The organism is Duganella sp. sic0402 (assembly GCF_019219065.1).
Taxonomy (GTDB): Bacteria; Pseudomonadota; Gammaproteobacteria; order Burkholderiales; family Burkholderiaceae_D; genus Rugamonas.
On sequence record NZ_JAHUWK010000002.1, the window covers coordinates 469373 to 493923 of the forward strand.

At 63.7% G+C, this 24551-nt stretch carries 23 protein-coding genes; 7 read left to right on the top strand and 16 right to left on the bottom strand.

Going from position 1 to position 24551, the window contains the following annotated elements:
- Positions 1 to 6 precede the first annotated feature (6 nt).
- The gene (locus KW842_RS07680; protein ID WP_304514884.1) at positions 7 to 1215 is read right to left on the bottom strand and encodes an efflux RND transporter periplasmic adaptor subunit; all 1209 of its coding nucleotides are present in this window, start codon (positions 1213 to 1215) and stop codon (positions 7 to 9) included.
- 246 nt (positions 1216 to 1461) lie between these two features.
- Between KW842_RS07680 and KW842_RS07685 the strand changes: the two genes are divergently transcribed.
- The 3 genes from KW842_RS07685 to KW842_RS07695 are packed head-to-tail and all read left to right on the top strand — an operon-like array spanning position 1462 to position 6689.
- Positions 1462 to 3600 carry a diguanylate cyclase domain-containing protein gene (locus tag KW842_RS07685; protein WP_229223551.1) on the top strand — a complete coding sequence of 713 codons (2139 nt, stop codon included), beginning with the start codon at positions 1462 to 1464 and terminating at the stop codon, positions 3598 to 3600.
- Between the two features lie 51 nt (positions 3601 to 3651).
- Entirely contained in the window at positions 3652 to 5154 is a 1503-nt protein-coding gene (locus KW842_RS07690) for an ATPase domain-containing protein (protein ID WP_218303496.1), read from the top strand.
- A 5-nt stretch (positions 5155 to 5159) separates the two neighbouring features.
- Positions 5160 to 6689, top strand: a complete 1530-nt coding sequence (locus KW842_RS07695) for an ATP-binding protein (protein ID WP_218303497.1) — start codon at positions 5160 to 5162, stop codon at positions 6687 to 6689.
- Positions 6690 to 6692: 3 nt separating this feature from the next.
- Here KW842_RS07695 and KW842_RS07700 read toward each other — a convergent pair whose 3' ends face one another.
- From KW842_RS07700 to KW842_RS07735, 8 genes are all read right to left on the bottom strand, one after another.
- Positions 6693 to 7442 carry a hypothetical protein gene (locus KW842_RS07700; RefSeq protein ID WP_229223552.1) on the bottom strand — a complete coding sequence of 250 codons (750 nt, stop codon included), beginning with the start codon at positions 7440 to 7442 and terminating at the stop codon, positions 6693 to 6695.
- A 148-nt stretch (positions 7443 to 7590) separates the two neighbouring features.
- On the bottom strand, positions 7591 to 9489 hold the full coding sequence (locus tag KW842_RS07705; protein ID WP_218303498.1) for an MFS transporter: 1899 nt from the start codon (positions 9487 to 9489) through the stop codon (positions 7591 to 7593).
- A gap of 72 nt (positions 9490 to 9561) precedes the next feature.
- Positions 9562 to 11118, bottom strand: coding sequence for a PepSY domain-containing protein (locus KW842_RS07710; RefSeq protein ID WP_218303499.1), 1557 nt, complete (start codon positions 11116 to 11118; stop codon positions 9562 to 9564).
- Positions 11115 to 11384 (bottom strand): hypothetical protein, encoded by a 270-nt coding sequence (locus tag KW842_RS07715; protein WP_218303500.1) that lies wholly within the window; start codon positions 11382 to 11384, stop codon positions 11115 to 11117. Before KW842_RS07715 ends, KW842_RS07710 begins: the two co-directional genes overlap by 4 nt.
- Positions 11374 to 11646 carry a hypothetical protein gene (locus tag KW842_RS07720; RefSeq protein ID WP_218303501.1) on the bottom strand — a complete coding sequence of 91 codons (273 nt, stop codon included), beginning with the start codon at positions 11644 to 11646 and terminating at the stop codon, positions 11374 to 11376. The genes KW842_RS07715 and KW842_RS07720 overlap by 11 nt, the downstream gene beginning before the upstream one ends.
- Before the next feature lie 11 nt (positions 11647 to 11657).
- A complete protein-coding gene (locus tag KW842_RS07725; protein ID WP_218303502.1) occupies positions 11658 to 13796 on the bottom strand; it encodes a TonB-dependent receptor in 2139 nt (712 codons plus the stop codon).
- A 72-nt stretch (positions 13797 to 13868) separates the two neighbouring features.
- Positions 13869 to 15158, bottom strand: a complete 1290-nt coding sequence (locus tag KW842_RS07730; RefSeq protein ID WP_218303503.1) for a sensor histidine kinase — start codon at positions 15156 to 15158, stop codon at positions 13869 to 13871.
- A complete protein-coding gene (locus tag KW842_RS07735) occupies positions 15158 to 15796 on the bottom strand; it encodes a response regulator transcription factor (RefSeq protein ID WP_218303504.1) in 639 nt (212 codons plus the stop codon). The genes KW842_RS07730 and KW842_RS07735 overlap by 1 nt, the downstream gene beginning before the upstream one ends.
- Positions 15797 to 15918: 122 nt before the next feature.
- Here KW842_RS07735 and KW842_RS07740 point away from each other — a divergent pair, with 122 nt between their 5' ends.
- Both KW842_RS07740 and KW842_RS07745 read left to right on the top strand, forming a co-directional pair.
- Positions 15919 to 16548: an energy transducer TonB gene (locus KW842_RS07740; RefSeq protein WP_218303505.1), complete on the top strand. Its 630-nt coding sequence runs from the start codon at positions 15919 to 15921 to the stop codon at positions 16546 to 16548.
- Between the two features lie 125 nt (positions 16549 to 16673).
- A complete protein-coding gene (locus tag KW842_RS07745; protein WP_218303506.1) occupies positions 16674 to 17231 on the top strand; it encodes an outer membrane beta-barrel protein in 558 nt (185 codons plus the stop codon).
- Between the two features lie 43 nt (positions 17232 to 17274).
- Here KW842_RS07745 and KW842_RS07750 read toward each other — a convergent pair whose 3' ends face one another.
- A complete protein-coding gene (locus tag KW842_RS07750) occupies positions 17275 to 18003 on the bottom strand; it encodes a class I SAM-dependent methyltransferase (RefSeq protein ID WP_218303507.1) in 729 nt (242 codons plus the stop codon).
- Between the two features lie 89 nt (positions 18004 to 18092).
- Here KW842_RS07750 and KW842_RS07755 point away from each other — a divergent pair, with 89 nt between their 5' ends.
- The gene (locus KW842_RS07755; protein ID WP_373925148.1) at positions 18093 to 18938 is read left to right on the top strand and encodes a polysaccharide deacetylase family protein; all 846 of its coding nucleotides are present in this window, start codon (positions 18093 to 18095) and stop codon (positions 18936 to 18938) included.
- Here KW842_RS07755 and KW842_RS07760 read toward each other — a convergent pair whose 3' ends face one another.
- On the bottom strand, positions 18939 to 19559 hold the full coding sequence (locus KW842_RS07760) for a 4'-phosphopantetheinyl transferase superfamily protein (RefSeq protein WP_229223553.1): 621 nt from the start codon (positions 19557 to 19559) through the stop codon (positions 18939 to 18941).
- Between the two features lie 98 nt (positions 19560 to 19657).
- On the opposite strand from KW842_RS07760, the gene KW842_RS07765 reads away from it, so the two are divergent.
- Positions 19658 to 20452: a hypothetical protein gene (locus KW842_RS07765; RefSeq protein ID WP_218303508.1), complete on the top strand. Its 795-nt coding sequence runs from the start codon at positions 19658 to 19660 to the stop codon at positions 20450 to 20452.
- A gap of 47 nt (positions 20453 to 20499) precedes the next feature.
- Here the strand turns inward: KW842_RS07765 and KW842_RS07770 are convergent, their stop codons facing one another.
- The 5 genes from KW842_RS07770 to KW842_RS07790 are packed head-to-tail and all read right to left on the bottom strand — an operon-like array spanning position 20500 to position 24551.
- On the bottom strand, positions 20500 to 20934 hold the full coding sequence (locus tag KW842_RS07770; protein ID WP_218303509.1) for an excinuclease ATPase subunit: 435 nt from the start codon (positions 20932 to 20934) through the stop codon (positions 20500 to 20502).
- Positions 20935 to 20948: 14 nt separating this feature from the next.
- The gene (locus KW842_RS07775; protein WP_218303510.1) at positions 20949 to 22178 is read right to left on the bottom strand and encodes a beta-ketoacyl-ACP synthase; all 1230 of its coding nucleotides are present in this window, start codon (positions 22176 to 22178) and stop codon (positions 20949 to 20951) included.
- A complete protein-coding gene (fabG, locus tag KW842_RS07780; RefSeq protein WP_218303511.1) occupies positions 22175 to 22912 on the bottom strand; it encodes a 3-oxoacyl-ACP reductase FabG in 738 nt (245 codons plus the stop codon). Before fabG ends, KW842_RS07775 begins: the two co-directional genes overlap by 4 nt.
- Positions 22909 to 23370 carry a hotdog family protein gene (locus KW842_RS07785; protein WP_218303512.1) on the bottom strand — a complete coding sequence of 154 codons (462 nt, stop codon included), beginning with the start codon at positions 23368 to 23370 and terminating at the stop codon, positions 22909 to 22911. Before KW842_RS07785 ends, fabG begins: the two co-directional genes overlap by 4 nt.
- Positions 23367 to 24551 carry a beta-ketoacyl-ACP synthase gene (locus tag KW842_RS07790; RefSeq protein ID WP_218303513.1) on the bottom strand — a complete coding sequence of 395 codons (1185 nt, stop codon included), beginning with the start codon at positions 24549 to 24551 and terminating at the stop codon, positions 23367 to 23369. Before KW842_RS07790 ends, KW842_RS07785 begins: the two co-directional genes overlap by 4 nt.

Genomic DNA, 24551 nt, shown 5'->3' on the forward strand with positions numbered 1-24551 from the left:
ATCTCCTTACTTCGCGCTCTTGGCGTTGGATGGAGCAGCACCGCCGGCGGCAGCGGTGGCGGCGGCTGGCGCCATCGGCTTGGCGGGCGCGCCCGGCTTGACTTTCTGCAGGCCTTCAACGATCAGCAGATCGCCATCGGCCAGGCCGGATTTGACCAGCCATTTGTCGCCCAGCGTATTGCTGGTGACCAAGGTGCGCTGCTCAACCTTGCCTTCCTTGTTGATCACCATTGCGGTCGCTTCGCCTTTCGGGTTGCGGGTCACGCCTTGCTGAGGTACGGCGATGGCTTTTTCATCGACGCCCGATTCCACCACGGCGCGTACAAACATGCCTGGCAGCAGATCGTGCTTAGGATTCGGGAACAGCGCGCGCAGCGTGACGTTGCCGGTGCCCGGATCAACCGTCACATCGGAGAACTGCAGCTTGCCGGCTTCGGCGTACTTGCTGCCGTCGGACAGCAGCAGCGTGACCTTGGCCTGGCCGCCGTCTTTTTTCAGGCTGCCGCTTTCCACTTCACGCTTCAGGCGCAGCATGTCTTCGCTGGACTGGGTCACGTCGACATAAATCGGGTCCAGCTGCTGCACGGTGGTCAGCGCGGTGGTCTGGTTGGCAGTCACCAGTGCGCCCGGCGTGACGGCAGAACGGCTGATGCGGCCGCTGATCGGCGCATCGACGTGGGTGTAATCCAGGTTGATCTTGGCTTGTTCCAGCGCGGCGTTCGCCGACTCCACGTCGGCCTTGGCCTGCTCGTGGGCGGCGACGGCGTCGTCGTAATCCTGCTTGCTGACGCCTTCGATGGCGACCAGCTCTTTATAGCGCTGCACTTTCGGCGCGGCCGTCAGCAGATTGGCTTTGGCCTTGGCCAGTGCGGCCTTGGCGGAGTTGTACGCGGCCTGGTAAGTGGCCGGGTCGATCTGGTACAGCGGCACGCCGGCTTTGACGTCCGCACCTTCAACAAACAGGCGTTTCTGAATCAGGCCACTGACCTGCGGGCGCACTTCCGCTACTTGATAAGCGGAGGTACGGCCAGGCAGTTCAGTGGTGATGTTCAGCGGCGCTTGCGCCACTTTGAAAACGCCCACTTCCGCCACCTGCTGCTGTTGAGGTGCTTCGGACGTGGACTTGGAGCAACCAGCCAGCACGGCGATTGCGGAGACGATGGCTGCGGCACTGGCCGTGCGCAGCATGGTTTTTTTGCAGAAAATAGCTTCCATCGGTATGAGCTTTCTGTATAGAAATTTAAGCACAGCCTATAGAATGAACGATCATTCTAATTAAGTCAAGCAACATTCTTGTGCAGTGCGGAAACTTTAAGGCTGGCTTAAGTAGGCAGAAAGTGTGGTTTTCAGGCGGCGAATCAGCCTCTGCGCAGAATGCAAGAGATTTGTGATGCATTTGCAATGCTACAATCAGTTAATTTCTTTCTGTCATCTTTTAGTACGACCGTGCAGCTCACCTTGATGCCGTCCTCCCCTGCCCGCCCGCGCCTCGCCACCCTGGTGACCGTGGGCGTCAGCGCTACGGTGCTGCTGACGGTGCTCTGCCTGCTGATCCTGGTCGATCATTTCGCCATCGACTACGCGCGCCGCGAAGCCGGCCAGCGCCTGCAGCAACTGTCCTGGCAGATGCGCGACTCGCTCAACAGCGTGGTGCGCAAGGCCACCGGCGATGTCCAGCTGCTGGCGGAACTGCCGCGCGTACGCGAGGCGCGTTCGGCCGCCGACGTGCGCAAGGTGCTGGAAAGCCTGCAAAAATCTTTCCCCGACTACGCCTGGATCGGTCTGGCCAATTCGGACGGCAAGGTCTACGCCGCTACCCAGGGCATGCTGGAAGGCGTCGATGTCAGCCAGCGCGACTGGTTCAAGGGCGGCCGCAAGCAGGTATTCGCCGGCGACTTCCACCCCGCCACACTGCTCGATAAAAAACTGCCGGCCAGCAGCGATCCCTGGCGCTTCGTCGACGCCGCCAGCCCGGTGCGCGACAGCGATGGCAAGGAGATCGGCGTGCTGTGCGTGCACATGAGCTGGGGCTGGGCGCGGCGCCTGGTGCAGACCATGCTGGCGCCGGCCGACCAGCGCTATTCGGCCGACATCTTTGTGGTGCGCGGCGATAACACCGTCATCCTCGGCCCCAGGGGCATGGAGGAGCAGAAGATCGAAAGCGACAGCCTGACGCTGGCACGCGGCGGCGCCTCCGGCTCGCTGAAGGAAACCTGGGGCGACGGCCGCAGCTACCTGACCGGCTACGCCCGCAGCGGCGATTCGGCCGATCGGGCCACGCTGACCTGGTCCATCCTGGTGCGCCAACCGGAAGAACTGGCGCTCGCCGGCGCGCGTGCGCTGGAGCGCCAGATCCTGCTGCTGGGCGCAATCCTGGGCGCGGCGCTGGCCTTGGCGGCCGCCGTCATCGCACGCCGCCTGACCCGCCCGCTCAACGAGCTGAGCCTCGCCATCGAAAACCGGCTGGGCGATCCCGAACAGGCGCCGCCACTGCCAGCGCTGCGGGCCAACGGCGGCTTCCATGAAGTACAAGTGCTGTCGCGTGCGCTGGCCGAGATGCTGCGCAAGGAACAGGATCACCTGGACGCACTGCGCGGCCTGAACGAAAAGCTGGAATCCACCGTCGGCGAACGCACCCGCGAAATCGCCCGCAAGGCGCTGCAATTGGAGCGCGCGCTGGGCCAGGAGCAAAGCACCCAGCAACTGCTGCAGGAACGCGCGGCCGAACTGCGGGCGATTCTGGACAACGCGCACGACGCCTTCATCGCGCTCGATCCGGGCGGCGTGGTACGCGAATGGAACCGCCAGGCGGAGAAGCTGCTGGGCTGGAAGCGCAGCGAAGTCATCGGTCAGCCGCTGGCCTCGATGATGCTGCCGGCGCAACTGCGCCGCGCCTATGAGCGCGACATGCGGCTGCTGGCCGAGGACGGCGACGGCGCCGCCGTGCCGAGCCGCCGCGTCGAACTGACACTGCACAACCGCGCCGGCCAGGAGCTGCCGGTGGAAGTCTCGCTGGCCTACGTGCCGCGCAGCAGCGGGCATTTGTTCATCGCCTTCCTGCACGACATCAGCGAGCGCAAGTCGCTGTTTGCCTCGCTGGAGGAAATGGCGCTGCGCGACACGCTGACCGGCTTGTGCAACCGCCGTGCGCTGATGCAGGCGCTGCCGGCGGCGCTACAGCGCGCCAACCGCTCGCGCCAGAGTTGCGCGGTGTTCTTCCTCGACCTGGACCGCTTCAAGCAGGTCAACGACCGCCACGGCCACGAGGAAGGCGACGAGCTGCTGCGCCAGTTCGCCCAGCGGATACGCGACGCGGTGCGCAAGACCGATACCGTCGGCCGCCTGGCCGGCGACGAATTCATCGTGTTGCTGGAAATGCTGAACCACGATAACGCCGCCCAGGAAGCGGCAGACAAGCTGCAACAGGCGCTGCGCCAGCCTTTCACGCTGAAAACCACCACCGTCACGCTCAGCGCCAGCATCGGCATCGCCATCCACCATCCGGACGATCCGCAGGACGTGGAAACCCTGCTGGGCCGCGCCGACCGCGCCATGTACCGCCACAAACAGCAGGGAATTCAGCAGCGCGCGCGGCGCTAGCGCTTTCGGGTAGTATCGTCCAGATAATATATTTTTGTCTGGACCCTACCCATGCAAGAACAAAACAGCTTGGCGAACGACTTTTTGTCGACCGGTGTGCCCGGCCTGGACGAAGTGCTGGCCGGTGGCCTGACCCGCGACCGCCTGTATCTGGTCGAAGGCGAGCCAGGCACCGGCAAAACCACGCTGGCGCTGCAATACCTGATCGAAGGCGTGCGGGGTGGCGACACCACGCTGTATATCACGCTGGCGGAAACCGCCGTCGAACTGCGCGGCGTGGCGCAGTCGCACGGCTGGGACATGCAAGGCATCCACATCGAGGAAATCATCCCCGACGAAAAAGCGCTTGATCCGGACCAGCAATACACCATCTTCCACCCATCGGAAATCGAGCTGGGCACGACGACCCAGCGCATCCTGGCAGCGATCGACCGGCACCAGCCGCGCCGGGTGGTGCTGGATTCACTGTCCGAGCTGCAGCTGCTGGCGGAGAGCCCGCTGCGCTATCGCCGCCAGGTGCTGGCGCTGAAGCAGTACCTGAGCAGCCGCAACTGCACCACCATCTTCCTCGACGACCGCACCGCCCTCTGCACCGACCTGCAAGTGCGCAGCGTGGCGCACGCAGTGCTGACGCTGGAACTGGCCGATCAGGCCTACGGCTCCGAGCGGCGCAAGCTGCGGGTGGTCAAATATCGCGGCGTCGCCTTTCGCGGCGGCGCGCACGACTACAAAATCGCCAAGAGCGGCCTGCAAGTCTTTCCACGCCTGGTGGCGGCCGCATCGCGCGAAAGCAGCGCGCGCCGCCAGCTCTCCAGCGGCTTGTCTGCACTGGACGCGCTGATCGGCGGCGGCCTGGAGGAAGGCATGAGCACGCTGATCTCCGGACCGTCGGGCACCGGCAAGTCCTCGCTGGCGGCGCAGTTCGTGCACGCCGCCACGCTGCGCCGCGAGCGCTGCGCCATGTTCCTGTTCGAAGAAGCGCGCAACAATATGCTGAACCGCTGCGCCAACCTTGGCATGCATCTGGCCGACGCCATCGATCAGAAACTGCTGACCGTGCAACAGGTCGATCCGGCCGAACTGGCGCCGGGCGAATTCGCCAGCGCCGTCATGCAAGCCGTAGAACAAGGCGCACGCATTGTCGTGATCGACAGCCTGAACGGCTACCTGAACGCCGTGCCGGACGAACGCTTCCTGATCACCTATCTGCACGAGCTGCTGACCTGGCTGGGCCAGCGCGGCGTGGTCAGCATCATCGTCGGGGTGCAGTCCGGCATGCTGGGCAGTGGCATGCGCAGCAATATCGACGCCAGCTACCTGGCCGACAACGTCATCATGCTGCGCTACTTTGAAGCGGCAGGCGAAGTGCGCCAGGCGATTTCAGTCTTCAAGAAACGCGGTAGCGCGCACGAGCGCACCATCCGCCGCTTTGAAGTCAACACCGGCGGTCTGAGCGTCGGACCGGTGTTGAAGGACTTCCACGGCGTGCTGACCGGCGTGCCAGCCTACCATGGCAGCGGCGCAGGCGCAGGCGCCAGCGAGCAAGCTGGCTGATCGCCATGGAAGCGCGCATCCTCATCTACGCTCCGACCGGCCAGGATGCGCCACTGGCGGCCAAGGTACTGACCATGGCCGCCATCGACAGCCACGTCTGCGCCACGCTACCCGACCTGGCGCAAGCGCTGGCGCAAGGCGCGGGCGCCGTGCTGACGGTGGAGGAAGCGCTGGCGCCAGGCGGCTTGCAGCTGCTGCGCGACCATGTGGCGCGCCAGTCCGACTGGTCGGACCTGCCCATCATCCTGCTGACGCATAACGGCGCCGACTCGCCGGTGGTGCGCCAGGCGGTGGCCGGGCTCGGCAACCTGAGCCTGATGGAGCGGCCAGTGCGCACGCTGACGCTGATCACCGCGCTGCATGCCACACTGCGCGCCCGCCACAAGCAATACCAGGTGCGCGAGGCGACGCGCCGCAAGGATGAATTCCTGGCCAGCCTGGGACACGAGTTGCGCAATCCGCTGGCGCCGATCCGCACCTCGGTGTCGCTGCTGACGCATTTGTACCCGGACGCCGCGCCGGTGGCGCGCATTCGCGACATGGTCGAGCGCCAGGTGCGTCTGCTGACGCGGCTGGTCGACGACCTGCTGGACGTGGCGCGCATCACCAGCGGCAAGATCACCCTGCAGCCGCAACTGGCGTCGCTGGCAGCGGTGATGAGCCACGCCGGCGAACTATGCCAGCAGGCGGCCGACGCCAAGCGCATCCACATCGCCTGGCAGCTGCCGCCCAGCGAAGTGATGCTGAGCGCCGACTATGCGCGGCTGGTGCAGATCTACGCCAACATTCTGTCCAACGCGGTCAAGTTCACACCGCAAGGCGGGCATGTGCTGGTGCGCGCCGTCGCCGACGGCTGTCAGCTAGTGGTCAGCATCCGCGACGACGGCATCGGTATGGACGCCGAGACCATTCCGCGCGTGTTCCGCATGTTCGAGCAAAGCAACACCGTCAATGGCCAGTTCTCCAGCGGCCTGGGCATAGGCCTGAGCCTGGCGCGCCAGTTCGCCGAAATGCATGGCGGCAGCGTGGACGCCAGCAGCGACGGCGCTGGCCTGGGCACCGAATTCACCATCCGCCTGCCGGTGCTGGACCATGGCGGCGCGCGCGACGCGGTGCCGCTGGCGCAGCAGGCCGGCAGCGACGGCCGCAAGATGCAAGTGTTGGTGGTGGACGATAATCAGGACGCGGCCGATTCACTGGCCGCGCTGCTGGAGCTGGACGGATTCGACGCGCGCGCCGTGTACGATGGTGTGGCCGCTCTTGCCGCAGTCGACGCGCAAGCGCCGGACATGCTAATCCTCGACCTCGGCATGCCGGGCATGGACGGCTACGAAACCGCGCGCGCCATCCGCCAGAAGCCGGGCGCCGAGCGCATCCTGCTGCTGGCCCTGACCGGCTGGGGCCAGAGCGACGCGCGCCGGCGCACGCTGGAATCGGGCTTTGACCATCACCTGGTCAAGCCCGTGGAGCTGGAACAAATCGTCCGCCTGGCCTGCGCGCGGCGCAACCGCGAGCAGGTCCAGGCGGCGCGCTAATGCTTACAGCGGCTTGACGTTGACGGTGGCGCTCAGCAGGTACAGCGCGTTGGCCGACTCAAAGCCGGAATCGGTGCCCAGCACAATCCACAGCTTGCCTTCCTTGTCGGCGGTGACGGTAATCGCCTCGTCCGATTGGCGCGTGACCTTGGCCCAGCCGCCGCCACCGCATTCCAGCGCTTCCGAACCGAGCTGGCCCAGCGTCTTGCCCTGCGTGCCGGATTCGGCGTTGTTGCCGCGGTCCAGATTCATGCGGTATTCGCCGTTGGCCTGCTTGACCGTCTTCGGTTCGTCGCCGCTGGCAGCCACCACCATATAGATGCTGGCGCCGCGCGAGCCGCCCACGCCGAAGCAATCCAGCGACGCGTCGGTGGCGTGGCTTAGCGAGAAGGTCAGCTTGTACTTGGCGCCGGCCACGAAGCCGCCGTACTGGCGCTTCACGTAGGTCATCACGTTATCGCTGTTGTTGTGCGAGGTCAGGTAGTAGCCCATGCCGCTCAGGCCTGTGCCAGGCGGCAGCTTGGACCAGCCGTAGCCGGTTTCGCTAGGCGCGTCGTCGTCGAAGTAATCGGCCACGCCTGGAATCCAGCCATCGATGCCCTGGTTGAAATCGACGCTGATGGTCGATGCAACCGGCGTTGGCGCCGGTGCAGGTGCAGCCTGTGGCGGCGTGTTGACGTGATCGGAGCCGCCGCAGGCGGTCAGCGCCAGCAGCGCCGCCGCTGCCAGCGCGGTATAGGTGTATTTCTTCATTGTGGTTTTCCCCTAGTGTTATGCGACGCTCTCATGAAGCGTCGCGTAGCAGTCTAAAGAAAACCTGTAAAGCCAAAAATGGAATTTGTAAGCTGTGGTAACTTACATTTTTTAACGACTATGACATAGACATTCAGGCAAAAATGTCTTATTTCCAAGCACCTCGCAAGGTCGCAACACGCTGCTTCAAATCGTCCGGCGTCACGTCCTGCGGCGCCACCGGTTCGCCCACCGCCAGCGACAGGCGCGAACGCAGGCCGCTGCGGAACGCGCGGCCGAAGACATTTTCCTGATTGCGGCTCAGCAGGTGGCCCCACAGGCCGCGCAGCGCCATCGGGATCACCGGCACCTTGCTGCGTTCGATGATCTTGGCGATGCCGCCCTTGAAGTCGTTGATGTCGCCGGTGCGGGTCAGCTGCCCTTCGGGGAAGATGCACACCAGTTCACCCTCGTGCAGCGCCTGGGCGATATCCACATAGGCTTTCTCCATCAGCCAAGGATCTTCCTTGGCTGGCGCAATCGGAATCGCGCGCGCGGTGCGGAAAATCCAGCCCAGCAGCGGCAGCTTGAAGATGCGGTGATCCATGACGAATCGGATTGGCCGTGGTGCCGCCGCGCCGATGACGATGGCATCGACATAACTGACGTGGTTACACACCAGCACCGCCGCGCCTTCGGCCGGTATGCGCTCCGCATCCACCGTCTGCACGCGGTGCACGGTGTGGATCAGCAGCCAGGCCAGGAAGCGCATCAGGAACTCCGGCACCAGCGAGAAGATGTAGACTGCCACCAGCGCATTCAGCAGCGCGGTCACCAGGAACAGTTCCGGGATGGTCAGCCCCTGCCCCAGCAGCACGATCGCCAGGCCGGCCGCTGCCACCATGAACAGCGCGTTCAGGATATTCATGCCGGCGATGGTGCGCGAGATATGCTGCGGATCGCAGCGCAGCTGGATCAGCGCGAACAGCGGCACGATGAAGAAGCCGCCGAACATGCCGATCATCAGCACGTCGAACAGGATGCGCCACATACCATGCTGCGCCATCAGCGCAAAGGCGTCCAGGTGCACGCCAGCCGCCGCCGTGCTGCTGAAACCCAGACTGGCAAAATACAGGTCAACACCAAACACCGTCAGGCCAATGGAGCCGAACGGCACCAGGCCAATCTCCACCTTGCGGCCGGACAGCCGTTCGCACAGCAGCGAGCCGCTGCCCACGCCCAGCGAGAAGATAGTCAGCAGCAGCACGAACGCGCCGTGGTCGCCATGCAGATAATCCTTGGCATACACCGGGAACTGCGCCAGCACCAGCGCGCCGTAAAACCAGAACCACGAATTGCCTAGCATCGACAGGAACACCGTGCGGTTCTTGCGCGAGTAATTGATATTGCGGATCGATTCGCCGATAAAGTTCCAGCTGATTTTCAGCTCCGGCGCCGGGGCCGGCGAATGCGGAATGCGGTAGGCCGCCACCAGACCCATGCCCGCCACCAGTATTGTCGCAGCGGCTTCCAGCCACAAGCCGTGCGGCTGCTGCACCACCAGTACCGCGCCCAGCACCTCGCCCATCAGGATGCCGACAAACGTGCCCATTTCAGTGACGCCGTTGCCGCCAATGAGTTCGTCCTTGCTCAGCTGCTGCGGCAGATAGGCGTATTTGACCGGGCCAAACAGGGTGGAGTGAATGCCCATGCCCACCACTGCCGCGATCAGCAGCCACAGATGATGCGTGACCCAGCCGATGCCGGCCACGCACATGATCGCCACCTCCAGCCATTTGACGAAGCGCGTCAGCCCGGATTTCTCGAACTTGTCAGCCAGCTGGCCGGCGGTGGCGGAGAACAGCACATATGGCAGGATGAACAGGCCGGGGATCAGATTGGTCACCAGCGACGGCGACATCGTGGTCCAGCTCAGCGCATCGAAGGTGATGATGACCACCAGCGCGGTCTTGAACAGATTGTCGTTGAACGCGCCGAGGAACTGGGTCCAGAAAAATGGCGCGAAACGGCGTTGCTTCAACAGGGAAAACTGATTGGGCTGGCTCATGAGGGACGTGTCCGTTCAGGAAAGATTGAGCGGATTATAACCGCATGCCGGAACCATCCGGCATGCGTTGCCTCAAGCTGCCTGCGCCATCGATTCCTGCGCCGGCGGCGCGCGCAGCGACCACACGCTGTGCGGATCGCCGTGACGGCCGCGATGCAGCACCGCGCGCGCCATTTTCCAGTAGCCGGCGGCGAACAGCAGCGATACCAGCGCTACGCCCACGACGATGCCGTCGCCCTGCAACAGCGCCAGCAAAGGATTGACGCCGGTACTCCACCAATGCGCCAGCGGCACCGCCACGGTCAGTGCGGCGCACAGCATCAGTAGCTCATGCGCGGCGCGCGCTGGCGGGCGGGCGAAGGCCCACAGCACGCAGCCGAAGAACACCGCGTAATAGCCGCGCTCCTCCCACAGCGGCAACTGCCCCGCCGGTCCCAGCTTGTTCACCACGAAGATCGCCGAGACACCAGCCACGCAACCAAGGCAGACGCCCAGCGTCGCTTGCGCCATCAGCTTGCCGCTGCGCGGCTGCACCAGTTTCTGGCGCTTGCGGCGTGCCTCGATCCACAGCAGGTTACCGCTATAGAACAGGAAAGCGCCCGCCACGCCGAGGATGAAGTACATCCAGCGCACCGCCAAGTCGCCGAAGCTGCCGAAGTGCAGCGCCTGCAAGCTGCGCAGGAAGCGCGTGCCGGGACTGAAATTCTCCGGCATCATCACCCGCGTCACCTTGCCGCTGCTGGCGTTGAGCACCACCGCGCCCATGTCGGCCACAGTCTTCTGGTGCACATGGCCATACACTTGCACCTGGGCGTTGGCGTCGCCCGCATGACGGTAGCTCAGCGTGGCGACTTCGATGCCTGGCACCGCGCGCTGCACTTCGGCGATCAGCTGCGCGGCCGGCGCCAGCGGCGCTGCCACGCCGGCGGCCTTGGCTGGTGCGGCAGCATTGATGTCAGGGCCAACCAGTTGCAGCAGCTTGCCATCGAAGACCAGGTACTGGAACGGCGCCAGCAAAATCAGGCCCAAGGCCAGCACCGCGCTGCTCCACGCGTACATCAGGTGGAACGGCAACGACAGGATGCCGACCACGTTGTGCGCATCCTGCCACATGCGCTTGATGTTCTTGCCGATGCGTAGCGCGAACAAGTCCTTGAAGAAGGTCGGCGCATAAATGATCACCCCGCTGGCCAATGCCAGCCCGTACAGGATGCACACCACGCCCAGCACATAAATACCCCAGCTGCGCGGCAAGCCGGCCGTGTAGTGCAGGCGGTAGACGAAGTCCACCAGCTGCGAGTGCTCCTTGAACTCTTCCAGCTTGCCGCTGGCGTCCAGGCGGAAGTGGCGTTCGTCGAACTCCAGCATCAGCTGCGGCTCGAACTCGGACGGCATGCGCAGAAAGAAGCCCTGTTTCGCTTTCGGATGCGCTTGCAGCACCGCGTCGATCAATTGCTGCGGATCTTGCGGCGCCATGGCCACCTGCGGCAGCGGCGTCTCCCACGCGTGCAGCTCTTCATGGAACAGCGTCACCGCGCCGGCGTAGAAGGCAATGAACAGGCCGAAACCGGCGACCAGTCCCACCCAGGTGTGCACCGAAATAAACGTGCGTAAGGTCGCGGCCTTCATGCGGCTATCCTTATCAGGCCACTGGCCTTGAGAAAATGCAGCGCAGCATAGCCGGCCACGGTCAGGCCGCCCATCCACAGCCAGGCGCGCAGGCCGGTCTTGAACAGGAAGGTGCAGGTCATCACGGCGATCCAGATCAGGAAGAACACCAGCAGCCAGGGCAGCGTGGTGTTCGCCTGGTCGCTGCTGAGCAGCGCCGCAAAGCCGGTGACCAGCACCGCCAGCGGCATGCCAAGAAATACGGCGGCAGTCGATTTACCCCACATGGCGCGCTCCCCTGTTGCGCCACGCGTCCAGGTAAGGCAAGGCCACCAGCGTGGTCATGAAACCCGACAGCGCAATGCACACGCCGCACCATCCGCCATACGCGTCCACCGCGCTGGCGACGGCACCTACCGCCAGCGGCACCGCCAGCCAGCGCAGGAAGGCCTGGCGCCGCAACGCGGCCGGCCATAGCGACTGGTGCGGCGACGCCAGGTATAGACAGAGCGCGGCCAGTGCCGCCACGCCGATACAGATCCAGTTCATTGCATCCCTCCTTACAGTGCGCCCTGCACGCCGAAGCCGATCTGACGCTCATTGCCCAGCGCGACCGCATAGCGGCCGGTGACGGTTTCCAGCTTGTTGTGGGTGATGTAGGTCTGGTTGGTCAAGTTGCTGCCGTAGGCGAACAAGGTCACGCCATTCTGCAACGTGTAGCTGGCCTTGCCGCCCAGCGTGGTGTGGCCATCGTTGCGGTCGGTATTCTCAGGACCGATGTAAGTGCCGGTGGCGTGCTGCAGGTTCATGTTCAGCATCCAGCGGCCAGGCGTCCAGCTGAAACCGACCGATTGCGACTGGCGTGGCGAGCGTGCGAACTCATGGCCGCTGTAGTCGCCGCTTGGCGATTCAAAGTCGATGAACTTGGTGCGCGCCAGGCCCAGCGCGCCAAACAGCTCCAGATTGCGGGTCACGCGGCCGCGCAGTTCTGCTTCCAGGCCTTGCAGGCGCGAGCTGCCCGCGTTGACGAACCACTGGTCCAGCGTGTTGCGGCCGATGTTCACCTGCTGGTCGGTCCAGTTGACGCGGTAAGCGTTCAGCGACACCACCAGGCCATTATCCAGCGCGCCTTTCAGCGACGCCTCGTAATTCTTGGTGTACTCCGGGCCGAAGGACTTGGAGCCGCGCTGGTAGCTGTAATCCACGCCGCCGGTGCGGTAGCCGCGCTGCGCAGTCAGGCCGGCCACCCACTCCGGCGACAGCGCATAGCGCACGCCCAGCTTGGGCAGCCACACCGAGTTGTCAGTACCCAGGTCCTGCGTGCCGTCCGGCGAGAAAGCACCGCTGCGTATCAGCTGCGTGTAGATCTGCCGCGCCAGCGCCGAGGTACCGTCGGTGGCGGTGGACAGGATGCGGCTCTGGCGCTCGGCGTCGTAGCGCATGCCGGCGGTCAGCGTCAGCTTGTCGATCACGTAATCGAACTCGCCGTAGATGGCGCGTGTTTTGCTGTCGTTGTCCTGCATCTGGCGGCGGCTGATGAAGTCCGCGCCATAAGTGGCGTCGCACACGGCCTGCACGCGGCACTGGCCGATCAGTCCCAGCACATACGACACCGGCACCACGAACTTGTCGTCGCCGGCGTAATACTGCTGCGAGTAATACAGGCCAGCCACGCCTTTGAGCTGATGGCCGAACAGCTGCGTGTCGAAGTTGGCGCGCGCCTCCTGCGCCCACTGGCGGTCGATATTCTCGCCGTCGCGGACACCCTGGTTCAACTCGGTGCCGTCATAGTCGGCCACGCGCGCGTAGCGGTTGTGCGAGTAAGTGGTCAGCAGCGTGATGTCGGCGCCCAGCGCGCGGAAGGTCTGCTCCAGCGCGGCGGAACGCGTGTGGTTTTCTACCTCACGCGGTTCGTTTGAAAAATTCAGGCGGGCGTCGGCAGGCGCCTTCACCGCTTCGACCGTGTTATAGCCCAGCCGCTGCTTGTCATCGACCAGTGTAATCAGCGCCTGATAACGATCGCCCCATGGCGTGATGCGCAGCTTGCCGCGCAGCGTGTGGCCGTCGTCGTGATTGGCGCGCTTGTCGTCGCGGGTGATGTTGTACACGTCGCCGTCGCGGCGGCGCTGCTCCAGCGTAATGCGGCCAGCGACGACCTGCTCGACGATGGCGCCGCCGCCGGCCAGCGCCACCTGATGGGCATTCTGGTTGCCGGCATTGACGCGGTAGCTGAAATCGCGTTTATCCTGCGGGTCGCGGGTCTTCAGCACCACCGCGCCGGCCAGCGAGTTGCGCCCCTGATTGGTCGATTGCGGACCGCGCAGCACTTCCACGCGGTCGGCGTCCCACACGCTCAGGCTGGAGATGGTCTGGCCAAAGCCGTCCTGCGGCACGCCGTCCACCACCACCGTGATGGTCTTGCCGCCGCCACCGGTCGGACCATACGACTGCACGCCACGAATCGACAGGTTCTCGGCCGTGCCCACGTTGGCCATCTGCGAGATCACCTCTTCCACGGTGTTCATGCCGGATTCGTCGATCTGCCGGCGATTGCGTGCGCCGACGCTGGCGCTGCTGTCAATTTCCGTTCGTTTCAGTTTGTCACCGGTGATGATGACCTGCTCGATATCCTCTTCCGCGTGTGCCGACCAGCAGGCCATGACACCAGCCAGCGCCATGACCATGAGTTTGATGCGCATTATTCTCTATTCCCCGGATCTTATTGTAAAACGAGGATAGTAAATGAGAATCGTTTGTATTCAAAGAAAATTTTAATGAATTGGCATTGCAATGTTGATATGTGTGCCTGCCGTCAGGCCGGTGTCGATGGCGATGCTGCCGCCCACCGCGTACACCCGTTCACGCATGCCCACCAGGCCGATTCCGGATGAGGCTTGCGCAGGGTCGAAGCCCTTGCCGTTGTCGGCAATCTGCATCCGCAGCTGGCCGTGCGCCAGCACCAGGCTGACCGTGGCCTGCGTGGCGCGCGCATGCTTGACGATGTTGGACAGCCCTTCCTGCACGACCCGGTACGCGGAGATAGCAATATTTTTTTCTATGCTAGAGAAGTCGCCATGGGCCTGCAATTCGAAGCGGCAGCCGCTGCGCGCACTGTCGTAGTGCCGCATCATCTCCTCCACCGCCCCATCCAACCCCAGCATATCCAGCACTTCAGGCCGCAGACGGCGCACCAAAGCGCGGCCGCTGTTGTACAGCCCCAGCGCCAGCGCGATGATGGACCGCGCCTTGTCGCGCGCCTCGCCTTCCGGGCTGATCTCAGCAATGCGCTGCGCCTCCAGCCGCACCGCGATCAAGGTGGCGTTCAGCTCATCGTGAATCTCCAGCGCGATGCTGTGCCGCTCCTCCTCCACCGCCGTGTTGACCTTGCGGATCAGGCGGCGCTTCTCGTCATCGGCCTCGCGCAGCGCGCGCATCGACGCCTGCAACGATGCGTCCAGTCCGGTGGATAGCCGCCATGCCAGCAGCACGCACGCCAGCAGTCCCAGGCTGCCCACCGCCAGCTCGACATAGAAGCGGCGCGTCTGTTTCAGCAGCAGCGCGGACGGTGACATCGTCACCCGCACATAGCCCATGGTTTCCACCGTCGTGCCACTGGCGCCGGCCGGCCGGTCCTTCTGATAGGGCTTGCCGTCCGGGCCCAGCATCGCCACCCACATCAAGCGCTTCAGGATGGGCGCCTCGTAATAGCGCAATTCCGGCGTGGCAGAGGACGGGCGCGCGGCCGCTTGCGCCAGCACACGCCGCTGCGTGTCCAGCACCTCGATGCGGGCGATGCTGGCGTCGCTGCGCAACAGCCCATTGATGGTCGGCTTCAGTTCATCGTAACGGCGCGCGACGACACTAAACTCGCTGCTATCAGCCAGTACCTTGGCCACCAGCGGGCCGCGCTCGGCCATCTCTTCGCGCACTTCGGACAGGCGCGACTGGTAGGCGTACCAGACGAAGGTGCTGAACAGATAGGCCAGCGGAATGGCGGTCATCGCCATCAGCCGCGCGCGCACGCTCCAGTGGCGCCAGCGATGCCAGGCTGGCCCGCGCATCAGGGCTCAATCAAGCCATGCTTGACCGCCAGCCGGGTGATGTAAGCCGGACGGTGCACCCCCAGTTTCTCCTTCACCGCCTGGCTGATATTGCTGATGGTCTTGGTCGACACGTCCAGCTTCTCGGCGATTTCGGCATTGGTCAGGCCTTCCGCCATCAGCGTGAAGATTTCCAGCGCGCGCTGGTCCAGCTGCGACTGCGGCGACAGGTCGCCGCGCACCGACAGGTTGGCAAGCCGCTCGGCCACATGCGGCAGGAAGTACAGCTCGCCGTCATGCGCACGCCGTACTGCGGCGGCCAGGTCGGCCGGATCGCAATCCTTGGTCATGAAAGCGCGCCCGCCAAGGCGGTAGGTTTCCTTGATCAGGCTATCCTGGTCGAACTGGCTGAGAAAGACGATGGCGGCGGATGGCGTTTGCGCGAGGATCTGCTTGGCCACATCCAGCCCGGTCAATTGTTCGCCGAAGCGGATATCCAGCACGATCACGTCCGGCTGCAATTGCTGGAATTGCGCCAGCGCCTCTTCCGGCGTGCGCGCCTGCGCCACCACGTCCAGCCCCTGCCCTTGCAGCGACATGGCAAAGCCAGTCATCACAATCGGATGGTCGTCGGCCAGCATCACGCGTATTGGATTCATTTTTCTACCTGCTTGTACTTGATGATGGAAGCATAACACAAAAAATGTGCTTTTATTTTGCCATTACATGGCATAGTATACTTCCATTAAATAGCAATTTATGCCACCACCAAGGAGAAAACATGAACCAAAAGAAGAATCTGACCGGTATAACGACGGTAGTCCTGCTGCATGTAGCCTTGCTGGGAGCTTTTCTGCAAGGCTCGAAGCTGACGGTATTCAAGTCGACGCCGCCGGTGGTAGATCTGGTGCCCAATCTGGAGCCGCCCAAGCCGCGCGAACGAGAGCCGCAGGTGCAGGAGCCGCCGCTGGCGCGGCCGGAAATCTACGTACCCAAGCTGCTGACCGACATCCCGCTGGAACAGCAGCCCACCGTCACGGCGCGCGTGGCGCCGGATAGTCCCCCCGCCCAGCCACCAATAGGCGGCGTGGCCGAGCCAGCCGCCAAGACGCCGCAGCTTAAAGCAGCGCCAGTAGTCATTGCCGCCGTGGTCGATGCCCAGGCTTGCAGCAAGCCCGATTACCCGAAAAATGCGCTGCGCAACGGCGATACCGGCACCGTCATGCTGGCGTTCCTGATCGGCATGGACGGCAAGGTGGCTGATTCGCGGATTGAAAAATCCAGCGGCTTCCGCGAATTGGACCGCGCCGCCCAGGCAGGCCTCAGCCTGTGCCGCTTCCGGCCGGGCACGGTGGACGGCGTGCCGCAATCGTCATGGACAAAAATGCAGTATGTCTGGAGCTTGGATTAATGCCAGGTTAATTTTACTTGCATGATTTGCTACCCTCCCCTATAATATTGCCCCAGCGAAACGGCATACCGCATGACGCAGGATGTGCCGTTTTGCTTTCTTAGCCACACTTTAGGGAATAGCAAATGAAAAAGAACGTACTGATCGCACTGATCGCAGCCATGGCTGCACCACTGGCCGCTCACGCTGAAGGTGCTTACATCGGCGGCAACGTCGGCCGTGCAGAGCAAAAAGTGGACCTCAGCGGCTTCTCGCTGAAAGAACACGACACCGCATACAAAGTGTATGGCGGCTTCAACTACACCCCGAACTTTGGCGCCGAAATCGGTGCAGCCTACCTGGGCGAAGCGGAGAAAACCGGCAATGGCGCGCGCATTTCCTCCAAAGCCCAATCGCTGTACGTTGCTGCAACCGCCACCCTGCCACTGGGCGAACAGTTCGCGCTGACCGGCAAAGCCGGCGCCGCGTTCAACCACGTAAAAGTACGCGGCTCGGCGCCTGGCTACTCGGCCAGCGGTTCGGACAACCAGACCTCGCCATACGTCAGCGTTGGCGCGTCCTTCCTGCTGAACAAAAACGTCAGCTTCGTCGCTGAATACGAATACTTCGGCAAAATCGCCAAAGACGGCGACGCGAACATCAAAGCCAATCTGGTATCGGCTGGCGTGCGCTACGCGTTCTAAGCGGCTGCACACCTAAGAAAGCCGGCTACGCGCCGGCTTTTTTTCATTGTGGCTTGACCGCCACCAGGTTGATCAGCGTTTCTTCGCGCACCGCCGGCGGCTTGATGCGCAGGACGGTTTCCAGCATGCCCAGGTCCTCGCGGCTCCACCACAGGAAGGGATAGGAGACGGCGCTGTCCGGCACCGAAAAGCCGGCCTTGCGTACCATCGCCAGGTATTCCGGTGCGGTCTTCTGTACATCCATCGGATGGCGGAACAACAGGCGAATCACCCACGAGTGGATGTAGCGGCGGGTCGATTCGGCAAACAGCAGCACGCCACCCGGCTTCAGCACGCGGAAAAACTCTTCGATGGCGCGTTCCTGGTCGATCAGGTGATGGAAGGTCTGGTGGCAGAACAGCAGGTCCACCGAGTTATCTTCCAGCTTGATGTTGGAGCTGGAGCAGCAGATAAACTCCGCCTTGATATTCAGCGCCGCCACTTCCTTGGCCGATTCTTCCAGCATCTCCGGATCGATGTCCATCCCAATCAGGCGCTGCGGCGAGAACCGCTGTTGAAGCTTGCCCAGCGAGCGGCCATAGCCACAGCCAACGTCCGCCACCACGCCAAAGCTGCGCGGCGCGCCGGCCGGCATCAGCCGGTCCAGGTCCTTCAGCGCGCGTTCCAGCACATGCACGGTCCAGGTCTCGGTACGCAAAAACCATTTGCCGAAAGCCGTCTCCGGCACATGGGGATCGCCGGGTGGCTGCATCAAATCTACATTGGCGCTCATAAGCTCTTCTTCTCTTCAACGTTATTCATGGCGCGGCGCGTAAGCCAAATTCACGTACAATATCGGACCGTATTTATCGATCGCTTTCCGTGTCAGTGTTCCGTCCACGCCTGCTGCTTGCTGCTTTCTCTCTACTGCTCTCCTGCGCAGGCGCGCTGGCCCAGGATCAACCCGCGCCGGTACGCTTCCTGCTGACCTTCGACGATGGCCCCGCCGCCGCTGTCAATGACAACCCGACGGTGCACATCCTTGAAGTGCTGGCCCGTAAAAACATCAAGGCCGTGTTCTTCACCCAGACCCGCGCCTGGCATGGCGGCGGCACCGAGATGGGCCGCTTCCTGATCCGCCGCGAACACGCTGAAGGCCATGTGGTGGCGCTGCACTCCGCCACCACCTTCCATGCCAATCACCGCTTCATGAGCCGCGACAAGCTGGATGAGAGCATGCGCTCCGGCGTGGCCGACCTGCTGGCCGAAACCGGCATCGCTCCCAAGCTGGTACGCCCGCCCTTCTGGGCCTATGACGCCGACACGCTGGCCTCCTACCGCGCCCACGGCCTGCACATGCTGCTGACCGACCTGAACGCCAACGACGGCAAAATCTACGGCATTAACTTCAGCTGGCACAAGCGCTCCAATATGCTGACCCACCTGGCGGAAACCCGCAAACGCTGGGCCGCTGGTGCGATGCCTGCGGTCGACGGCTACACGCCGGTGGTGGTCACCTTCCACGACGTGAACACCTACACTTCGCGCCACATCGAGGAATACATCGCCATCCTGCTCGACGTGGCGCGCGAACTGGAGGTGCCGCTGGCCGACAAGCCGTTCTATGACGATCACGATGCGCTGGAACGCGCCGCGCTGGCCGCCACCGTCAGCAGCCCGGACGCCAAGCCGCAACTGCCCGGCTTGTGGAACTGGCTATGGCAGTAATCACGGCAGCCTGACCATCTCAATCTGCGGCGGCCGCGCCAGCGGCTGCTCGCTGCACAGCACTACCGACAATTCGGCATGCGGCAGCGACACGCAATGCCCGCCGCCCACCACACCCAGCTTGAAGCTGGCTTCCTTCTCGCTCCACAAACGGTAAAAACCATCGACCCGCTCGTCGCCGGCCAGGTTCTGGATGCGCGCCCAGCGCGCCATTTCGTCCACGTCGAAAGCTTGCGCCGCCAATGCCGGCAGGTCGCGCGTTGCGTCGCGCAATTCGATGTCCAGTCCCAGCGCGGTCTGCGCGCTGACCGCGCACGCCACCCAGCGGCCGCTGTGCGCGATGCTGAAACCCGGCGCTGCGCCTTTCAGCAAAGGTGCGGCCAGGCGCGGCGCTTTGCCGACCTGTTCTTCCAGCCTGATATCGAGCGGGGGCACCGCCAGCAAGCGTCCCAGCGCCGCGCGCAGCAGCACGCGGCCGACGATGAACTGGCGCTGCCGGTGGGCGCGCACAAAACGCTGGTAACGCGCCATTTCGCTGGCAGTCAGCCAGCCGCGATAGCGCTGCAAGTCCGCATCCGTCACTGCGTCCGCATCAACCATCCACAGCAGCGCGGCGGGCAAAGGTGTTTGAGAGTGATGTGAAACCAACTATTTTCTCAAAGAAATGTTATACAATTAACTAGCAGTTAACCCGATTTTAACTTACCAGGAAGCTAGCAATGCGAAAAATTAAAATTTCCGTCCTTCTCTCGGCCCTGCTGGCGTGCATGTCGGTGCACGCGGCGGAGCCGACGGCCAACGCAGAGATCATCAAGCTGCTGGAGGCCAAGATGCCGGAGAGCGTCGTACTCGGCGCCATTGACAAGTCGACTGCCCGCTTCGACACCTCCGCCAACGCCCTGATCCGCCTGAAGGACAAAGGCGCTTCGGCCGCCGTGCTGAATGCGGTACTGGGCGCTGGCAGCGGCGGCGCCAAAACCGCCGCCAGCAAGCCGGCCGCAGCCTCCAACGAACGCAATCCCGAAGTGGTCAGCGTGGTCGTCGACGGCAACGAAAGCCAGATGCAGTACATCATCCCGCAGCAGCGCACCGCCGCGCGCGCACTGGGCTTCGGCGGCGTAGCCACCTATGCGCAGCTGAACGGCACCAACGCGCAACTGCAAATCGCCAATCCTTCGCCGGAGTTCATCGTCTCGGTGCCGAAAAACGCGCAACCGCAGAACTATCTGACACTGGCCAATTTCGCCGTCGGTAAAAACGCGCGCGAAGTGATGATCGGCGGCGGCTACATGAGCTACTCGACCGGCATCCACAAGGACCGCGTACGCGCTGTTAAAACCGAGGTGCTGCCGGACCAATCGCGCGCCAAGGAAGGCTTCGTACTGGTCAAGGTGTCGCCGGAAGCGCCGCTGAGCAAAGGTGAATACGCGCTGGTGCTGTACACCGGAGAAATCCGCAGCATCGGCTACTTCGCGCAGGCGGCCAATAGCTACTACGATTTCAGCGTGCAGTAGCGTACAGTAAAAGTGCATCGCCGGCGCACCCGCGCCGGCGCCTCATCTTATTTGGCGACCTTGACGAAGTCCGCCTTCAGCGCCACACCCGCCATCAGATTGCCGTCCGCGCATTCAAACTCGGTGGCGCTGGCCATCTCCACGTTGTTGAAATTGCTGACGATGTTGATCACTGCATTGGCGCCCAGTTCCTGCGCGCGCTTTTGCAGCGCCAGCATGGCCGACAGGAACACCCAGTTGCAAGCCTTCTCGGTCGACTTGCCGAAGCCGTTGGTGCGCTGGCTGGTCTTGTCGGTGGTGATCTTGGTCAGGACTTTCGGTGTCGGCTGGCCGGCGAAATAAAACTTCACGCCTTCGTCCAGGCGCTTCTCGGCGTCGTTGGCAGCCAGCGCGCCGGCGATCGGCAGCTTGACCATGGTGTCGGCCGCCGAGGCGGAGAACGAAGCGGCCAGCAGTGCGGCGACAAAGAGCATTTTCTTCATGGTGGAGTTCCTTGTTAAGCGTAGCGTTTAAAAATCAGCGACGTGTTAATGCCGCCGAAGGCGAAATTATTCGACATCACATACTCGCACTGCAGCGCACGGCCCTCGCCTGCAATGTAGTCCAGCGTGGCGCATTCCGGATCGACCTGGTCCAGGTTGATGGTTGGTGCGAACCAGCCTTCGTTCATCATCTGGATGCTGATCCAGGCTTCCAGCGCGCCGCATGCGCCCAGCGTGTGCCCCATATAACTCTTCAGGGAACTGATCGGGGTACGGTTGCCGAACACCGCCAGCGTCGCCTGCGATTCAGCGATGTCGCCCTGCGCCGTGCCGGTGCCGTGCGCGTTGACGTAGCCGATGTCCGACGCTTGCAGATTGGCGTCTTCCAGCGCCAGCTGCATCGCCGTCTGCATGGTGGCGGCATTCGGCTGCGTGACGTGGCAGCCGTCGCTATTGGTGCCGAAGCCGACCAGCTCCGCGTAGATGGTCGCACCGCGCGCCTGCGCGTGTTCCAGGTCTTCCAGGATCAGGCAACCGGCGCCTTCACCGATCACCAGCCCGTCGCGGCCGCCATCGAACGGGCGCGGCGTGGTGTGGCCGGCATCGTTGCGGGTGCTGGTGGCGAATAGCGTATCAAACACTGCCGCCTCGGTGGCGCACAATTCCTCCGCGCCGCCGGCCACCATGGCAAGCTGCTTGCCGCCCTTGATCGCCTCGTAGGCGTAGCCGATGCCCTGGCTGCCGGAAGTGCAGGCGCTGGAAGTGGTGATCACGCGGCCAGTGATGCCGAAGAATACGCCAATATTGACCGGCGCCGTGTGCGCCATCATCTTGATATAGGTGGTGGCGTTGATGCCCTTGGTGGTGCGTTCTTCCATCATGCGGCCGAAGTCGCCGATAGCGCTTGGCGTGCCGGCCGACGAGCCGAAAGACACGCCCATGCGGCCACTCTGCAACAGCGGATGTTCCAGCAGGCCGGCGTCAGCCAGCGCCAGCTCCGTGGCGCGGGTCGCCATCAGCGCCACCCGTCCCATGCTGCGGACCGCCTTGCGGTGATAGCGTTCGTTCAGTTCAAATGGCGCGGCTGGCGCGCCCAGGCGCGTGTTCAGGCCCTCGTAGTCTTCCCAGTCGGCCATGCGCACCACCGCATTGCGGTACTCGCCCAGACGCTGGCGGATAGCCGCCCAATCGTTGCCGAGCGGGCTGATGCCGGCCATGCCGGTAACGGCGACGCGGCGGGTCATGCCAGACCGCCGTTGACCGAAATCACCTGGCGGGTGATGTAGCCCGCTTCCTCACCAACCAGGAAACTCACGGCTGCCGCCACTTCCTCCGGCTTGCCGACGCGGCGTGCCGGGATCAGCTTCAGCGCTTCTTCCATCGGCACGTCCCCGATCATATCGGTTTCGATCAGGCCCGGCGCCACACAGTTGACGGTGATATTGCGCTTGGCCAGTTCCAGCGCCAGCGCCTTGGTCGCGCCGATGATGCCGGCTTTCGCCGCGCTGTAGTTGACCTGTCCGCGATTGCCGATCAGGCCCGACACCGACGCCAGCGTGACGATGCGGCCAGGCTTGCGGCGCTGGACCATCGGCATGATCAGCGGATTGAGTACGTTATAGAAGCCATCCAGATTGGTTTGCAGGACGATGTCCCAATCCTCGCCGGACATTGCAGGGAAAGCGTTGTCACGCGCCACGCCGGCATTGCACACCACGCCGTAGTAGCAGCCATGTTGTTCCACGTCCGCTTCCAGCGCGGCGGCGGTCGCGGCGCGGTCGCTGATATCGAATTGCAGCACGCGCGCGGCGCGGCCCATGGCTTCGATCTGCTGCGCCACCGCATCGGCTTCCGCGCGCTGGCTGCGGCAATGCAGCACCACGTCATAGCCATCGCGCGCCAGGCGCAGCGCGATCGCCTTGCCAATGCCGCGCGACGATCCCGTCACCAGCACGCTCATGGATTTGTTCTGATTCATCCTACGTTTCCATCTTTGAGAAATTGATTGACATTATCCGGCTGGAATACGGTCACCGTGGCTGTCGCCGCCGCCCTGACACCATCGACGATATCGATGCGGCACTCGAACGCACCAAGCCCATTCTCAGCCTGCAGCACACGGTGCACATGCACCCGCAGCACCTCGCCCAGCGCAAACCGCGACAGCTGCGCCTCGTACTTGCGCGAGCCAAGCAGGAAGCCGACCTTGACTTCATCACCGCGTTGCAAGGCCAGCCAGCCAGCATGCGCGGCAATCGCCTGCGCCATGTATTCGATACCAACCCAGGCGCCGACGCCCTGTTCATCCGCCAGCATGCTGCCGGCATGGATGCGCACCTCGGCGCAAAAATCATCGATGTCAGCGCTGATGGCGCGATCCAGCAGCACCATCTTGCCGGAGTGCGGCACCAGCGTGCGGATATCCGGCATGTTCATGCGGACCTCCCCAACAGCAGCACCGCGTTCGATCCGCCGAAAGCAAAAGAGCTACTCAGCACATGCCGCAACGGGCGGCCCAGTGCAGCGCCCAACGGCGCCAGGTTCAGCGCTGGCAGCGCCGTATCGGCGACGCCGTCCCACAGGTGCGGCGGCAGCTGGCCGTCCGGGTTATCGTCCTGCATGGCCAGCCAGCACAGCGCGGCTTCAATCGCCGCTGCCGCACCCAGCGTGTGGCCGGTGAACGGCTTGGTCGAGCTTACCGGCACCCCGCAACCGAACAGGCTTTCGATCACGCGCGACTCCATCGCATCATTCTGCGGCGTGGCCGTGCCGTGCATATTGATATAGTCGATCTGCGCCGGCTGCACACCGGCGCGCTGCAAGGCCTGCGTCATCGCCAGCCGCGCGCCCTGGCCGGCCGGATCCGGTGCGGACATATGGTGGCCGTCGGAGGATTCCCCCCAGCCCAGCAGCGCCACCGGGGCCGCCTCCGCCGTCATCAGGAACAGCGCCGCGCCCTCGCCGATATTGATGCCGCGGCGATTGGCGCTCATCGGATTGCATTGCGCCGGGCTGACCGACTCCAGCGAGGCAAAGCCCGCCACGGTAAAGCTGCACAGCGAATCAGCGCCGCCGGTGACCACCGCGTCGCACAGTCCCATGCGGATCAGGCGCGCGGCGCTGGCCATCGCCTTGGCACTGGATGAACAGGCGCTGGAATGCACATAGGCCGGGCCGCGCAGGCCCAGTTCCTGCGCCAGCATCTCGGCCGGCGATCCCATCTCCTGCATCGCGTAATGGAAGTCCTGCGGCAAAGCGCCAACAGCGGCGTGCTGGCCAACAGCCTGTTCGGTCTCGCCAATGCCGGAGGTGCTGGTGCCTATCACCACGCCGACGCGGTCCGCGCCGTAACGGGCAATCGCCGCCTCCACTGCGGGACGGATCTGCGCCAGCGCGGCCAGGGCCAGCGCGTTATTGCGGCTGCGCTGACGCGACGGAAGGTGTGCCAACGAAGGCAGCTCCGCCTGCACCTCACCCAGTGGCAGCTCGCGTCCGGACGACCAGCGGCTGGTAGCGGCCACGCCGGACTGGCCGGCGTACAGGCGCGCCTTGACCTGCGCGTGGCTGTCGCCCAGTGCGCAAATAATGCCGCAATCGTTCAGATAAATATTCAACAT

What these genes read in the sequence shown, in the direction of transcription:
- KW842_RS07680 (WP_304514884.1), bottom strand. Translation starts at nt 1,215, where the DNA reads ATGGAAGCTATTTTCTGCAAAAAAACCATGCTGCGCACGGCCAGTGCC.
- KW842_RS07685 (WP_229223551.1), top strand. Translation starts at nt 1,462, where the DNA reads ATGCCGTCCTCCCCTGCCCGCCCGCGCCTCGCCACCCTGGTGACCGTG.
- KW842_RS07690 (WP_218303496.1), top strand. Translation starts at nt 3,652, where the DNA reads ATGCAAGAACAAAACAGCTTGGCGAACGACTTTTTGTCGACCGGTGTG.
- KW842_RS07695 (WP_218303497.1), top strand. Translation starts at nt 5,160, where the DNA reads ATGGAAGCGCGCATCCTCATCTACGCTCCGACCGGCCAGGATGCGCCA.
- KW842_RS07700 (WP_229223552.1), bottom strand. Translation starts at nt 7,442, where the DNA reads ATGAAGAAATACACCTATACCGCGCTGGCAGCGGCGGCGCTGCTGGCG.
- KW842_RS07705 (WP_218303498.1), bottom strand. Translation starts at nt 9,489, where the DNA reads ATGAGCCAGCCCAATCAGTTTTCCCTGTTGAAGCAACGCCGTTTCGCG.
- KW842_RS07710 (WP_218303499.1), bottom strand. Translation starts at nt 11,118, where the DNA reads ATGAAGGCCGCGACCTTACGCACGTTTATTTCGGTGCACACCTGGGTG.
- KW842_RS07715 (WP_218303500.1), bottom strand. Translation starts at nt 11,384, where the DNA reads ATGTGGGGTAAATCGACTGCCGCCGTATTTCTTGGCATGCCGCTGGCG.
- KW842_RS07720 (WP_218303501.1), bottom strand. Translation starts at nt 11,646, where the DNA reads ATGAACTGGATCTGTATCGGCGTGGCGGCACTGGCCGCGCTCTGTCTA.
- KW842_RS07725 (WP_218303502.1), bottom strand. Translation starts at nt 13,796, where the DNA reads ATGCGCATCAAACTCATGGTCATGGCGCTGGCTGGTGTCATGGCCTGC.
- KW842_RS07730 (WP_218303503.1), bottom strand. Translation starts at nt 15,158, where the DNA reads ATGCGCGGGCCAGCCTGGCATCGCTGGCGCCACTGGAGCGTGCGCGCG.
- KW842_RS07735 (WP_218303504.1), bottom strand. Translation starts at nt 15,796, where the DNA reads ATGAATCCAATACGCGTGATGCTGGCCGACGACCATCCGATTGTGATG.
- KW842_RS07740 (WP_218303505.1), top strand. Translation starts at nt 15,919, where the DNA reads ATGAACCAAAAGAAGAATCTGACCGGTATAACGACGGTAGTCCTGCTG.
- KW842_RS07745 (WP_218303506.1), top strand. Translation starts at nt 16,674, where the DNA reads ATGAAAAAGAACGTACTGATCGCACTGATCGCAGCCATGGCTGCACCA.
- KW842_RS07750 (WP_218303507.1), bottom strand. Translation starts at nt 18,003, where the DNA reads ATGAGCGCCAATGTAGATTTGATGCAGCCACCCGGCGATCCCCATGTG.
- KW842_RS07765 (WP_218303508.1), top strand. Translation starts at nt 19,658, where the DNA reads ATGCGAAAAATTAAAATTTCCGTCCTTCTCTCGGCCCTGCTGGCGTGC.
- KW842_RS07770 (WP_218303509.1), bottom strand. Translation starts at nt 20,934, where the DNA reads ATGAAGAAAATGCTCTTTGTCGCCGCACTGCTGGCCGCTTCGTTCTCC.
- KW842_RS07775 (WP_218303510.1), bottom strand. Translation starts at nt 22,178, where the DNA reads ATGACCCGCCGCGTCGCCGTTACCGGCATGGCCGGCATCAGCCCGCTC.
- fabG (WP_218303511.1), bottom strand. Translation starts at nt 22,912, where the DNA reads ATGAATCAGAACAAATCCATGAGCGTGCTGGTGACGGGATCGTCGCGC.
- KW842_RS07785 (WP_218303512.1), bottom strand. Translation starts at nt 23,370, where the DNA reads ATGAACATGCCGGATATCCGCACGCTGGTGCCGCACTCCGGCAAGATG.
- KW842_RS07790 (WP_218303513.1), bottom strand. Translation starts at nt 24,551, where the DNA reads ATGTTGAATATTTATCTGAACGATTGCGGCATTATTTGCGCACTGGGC.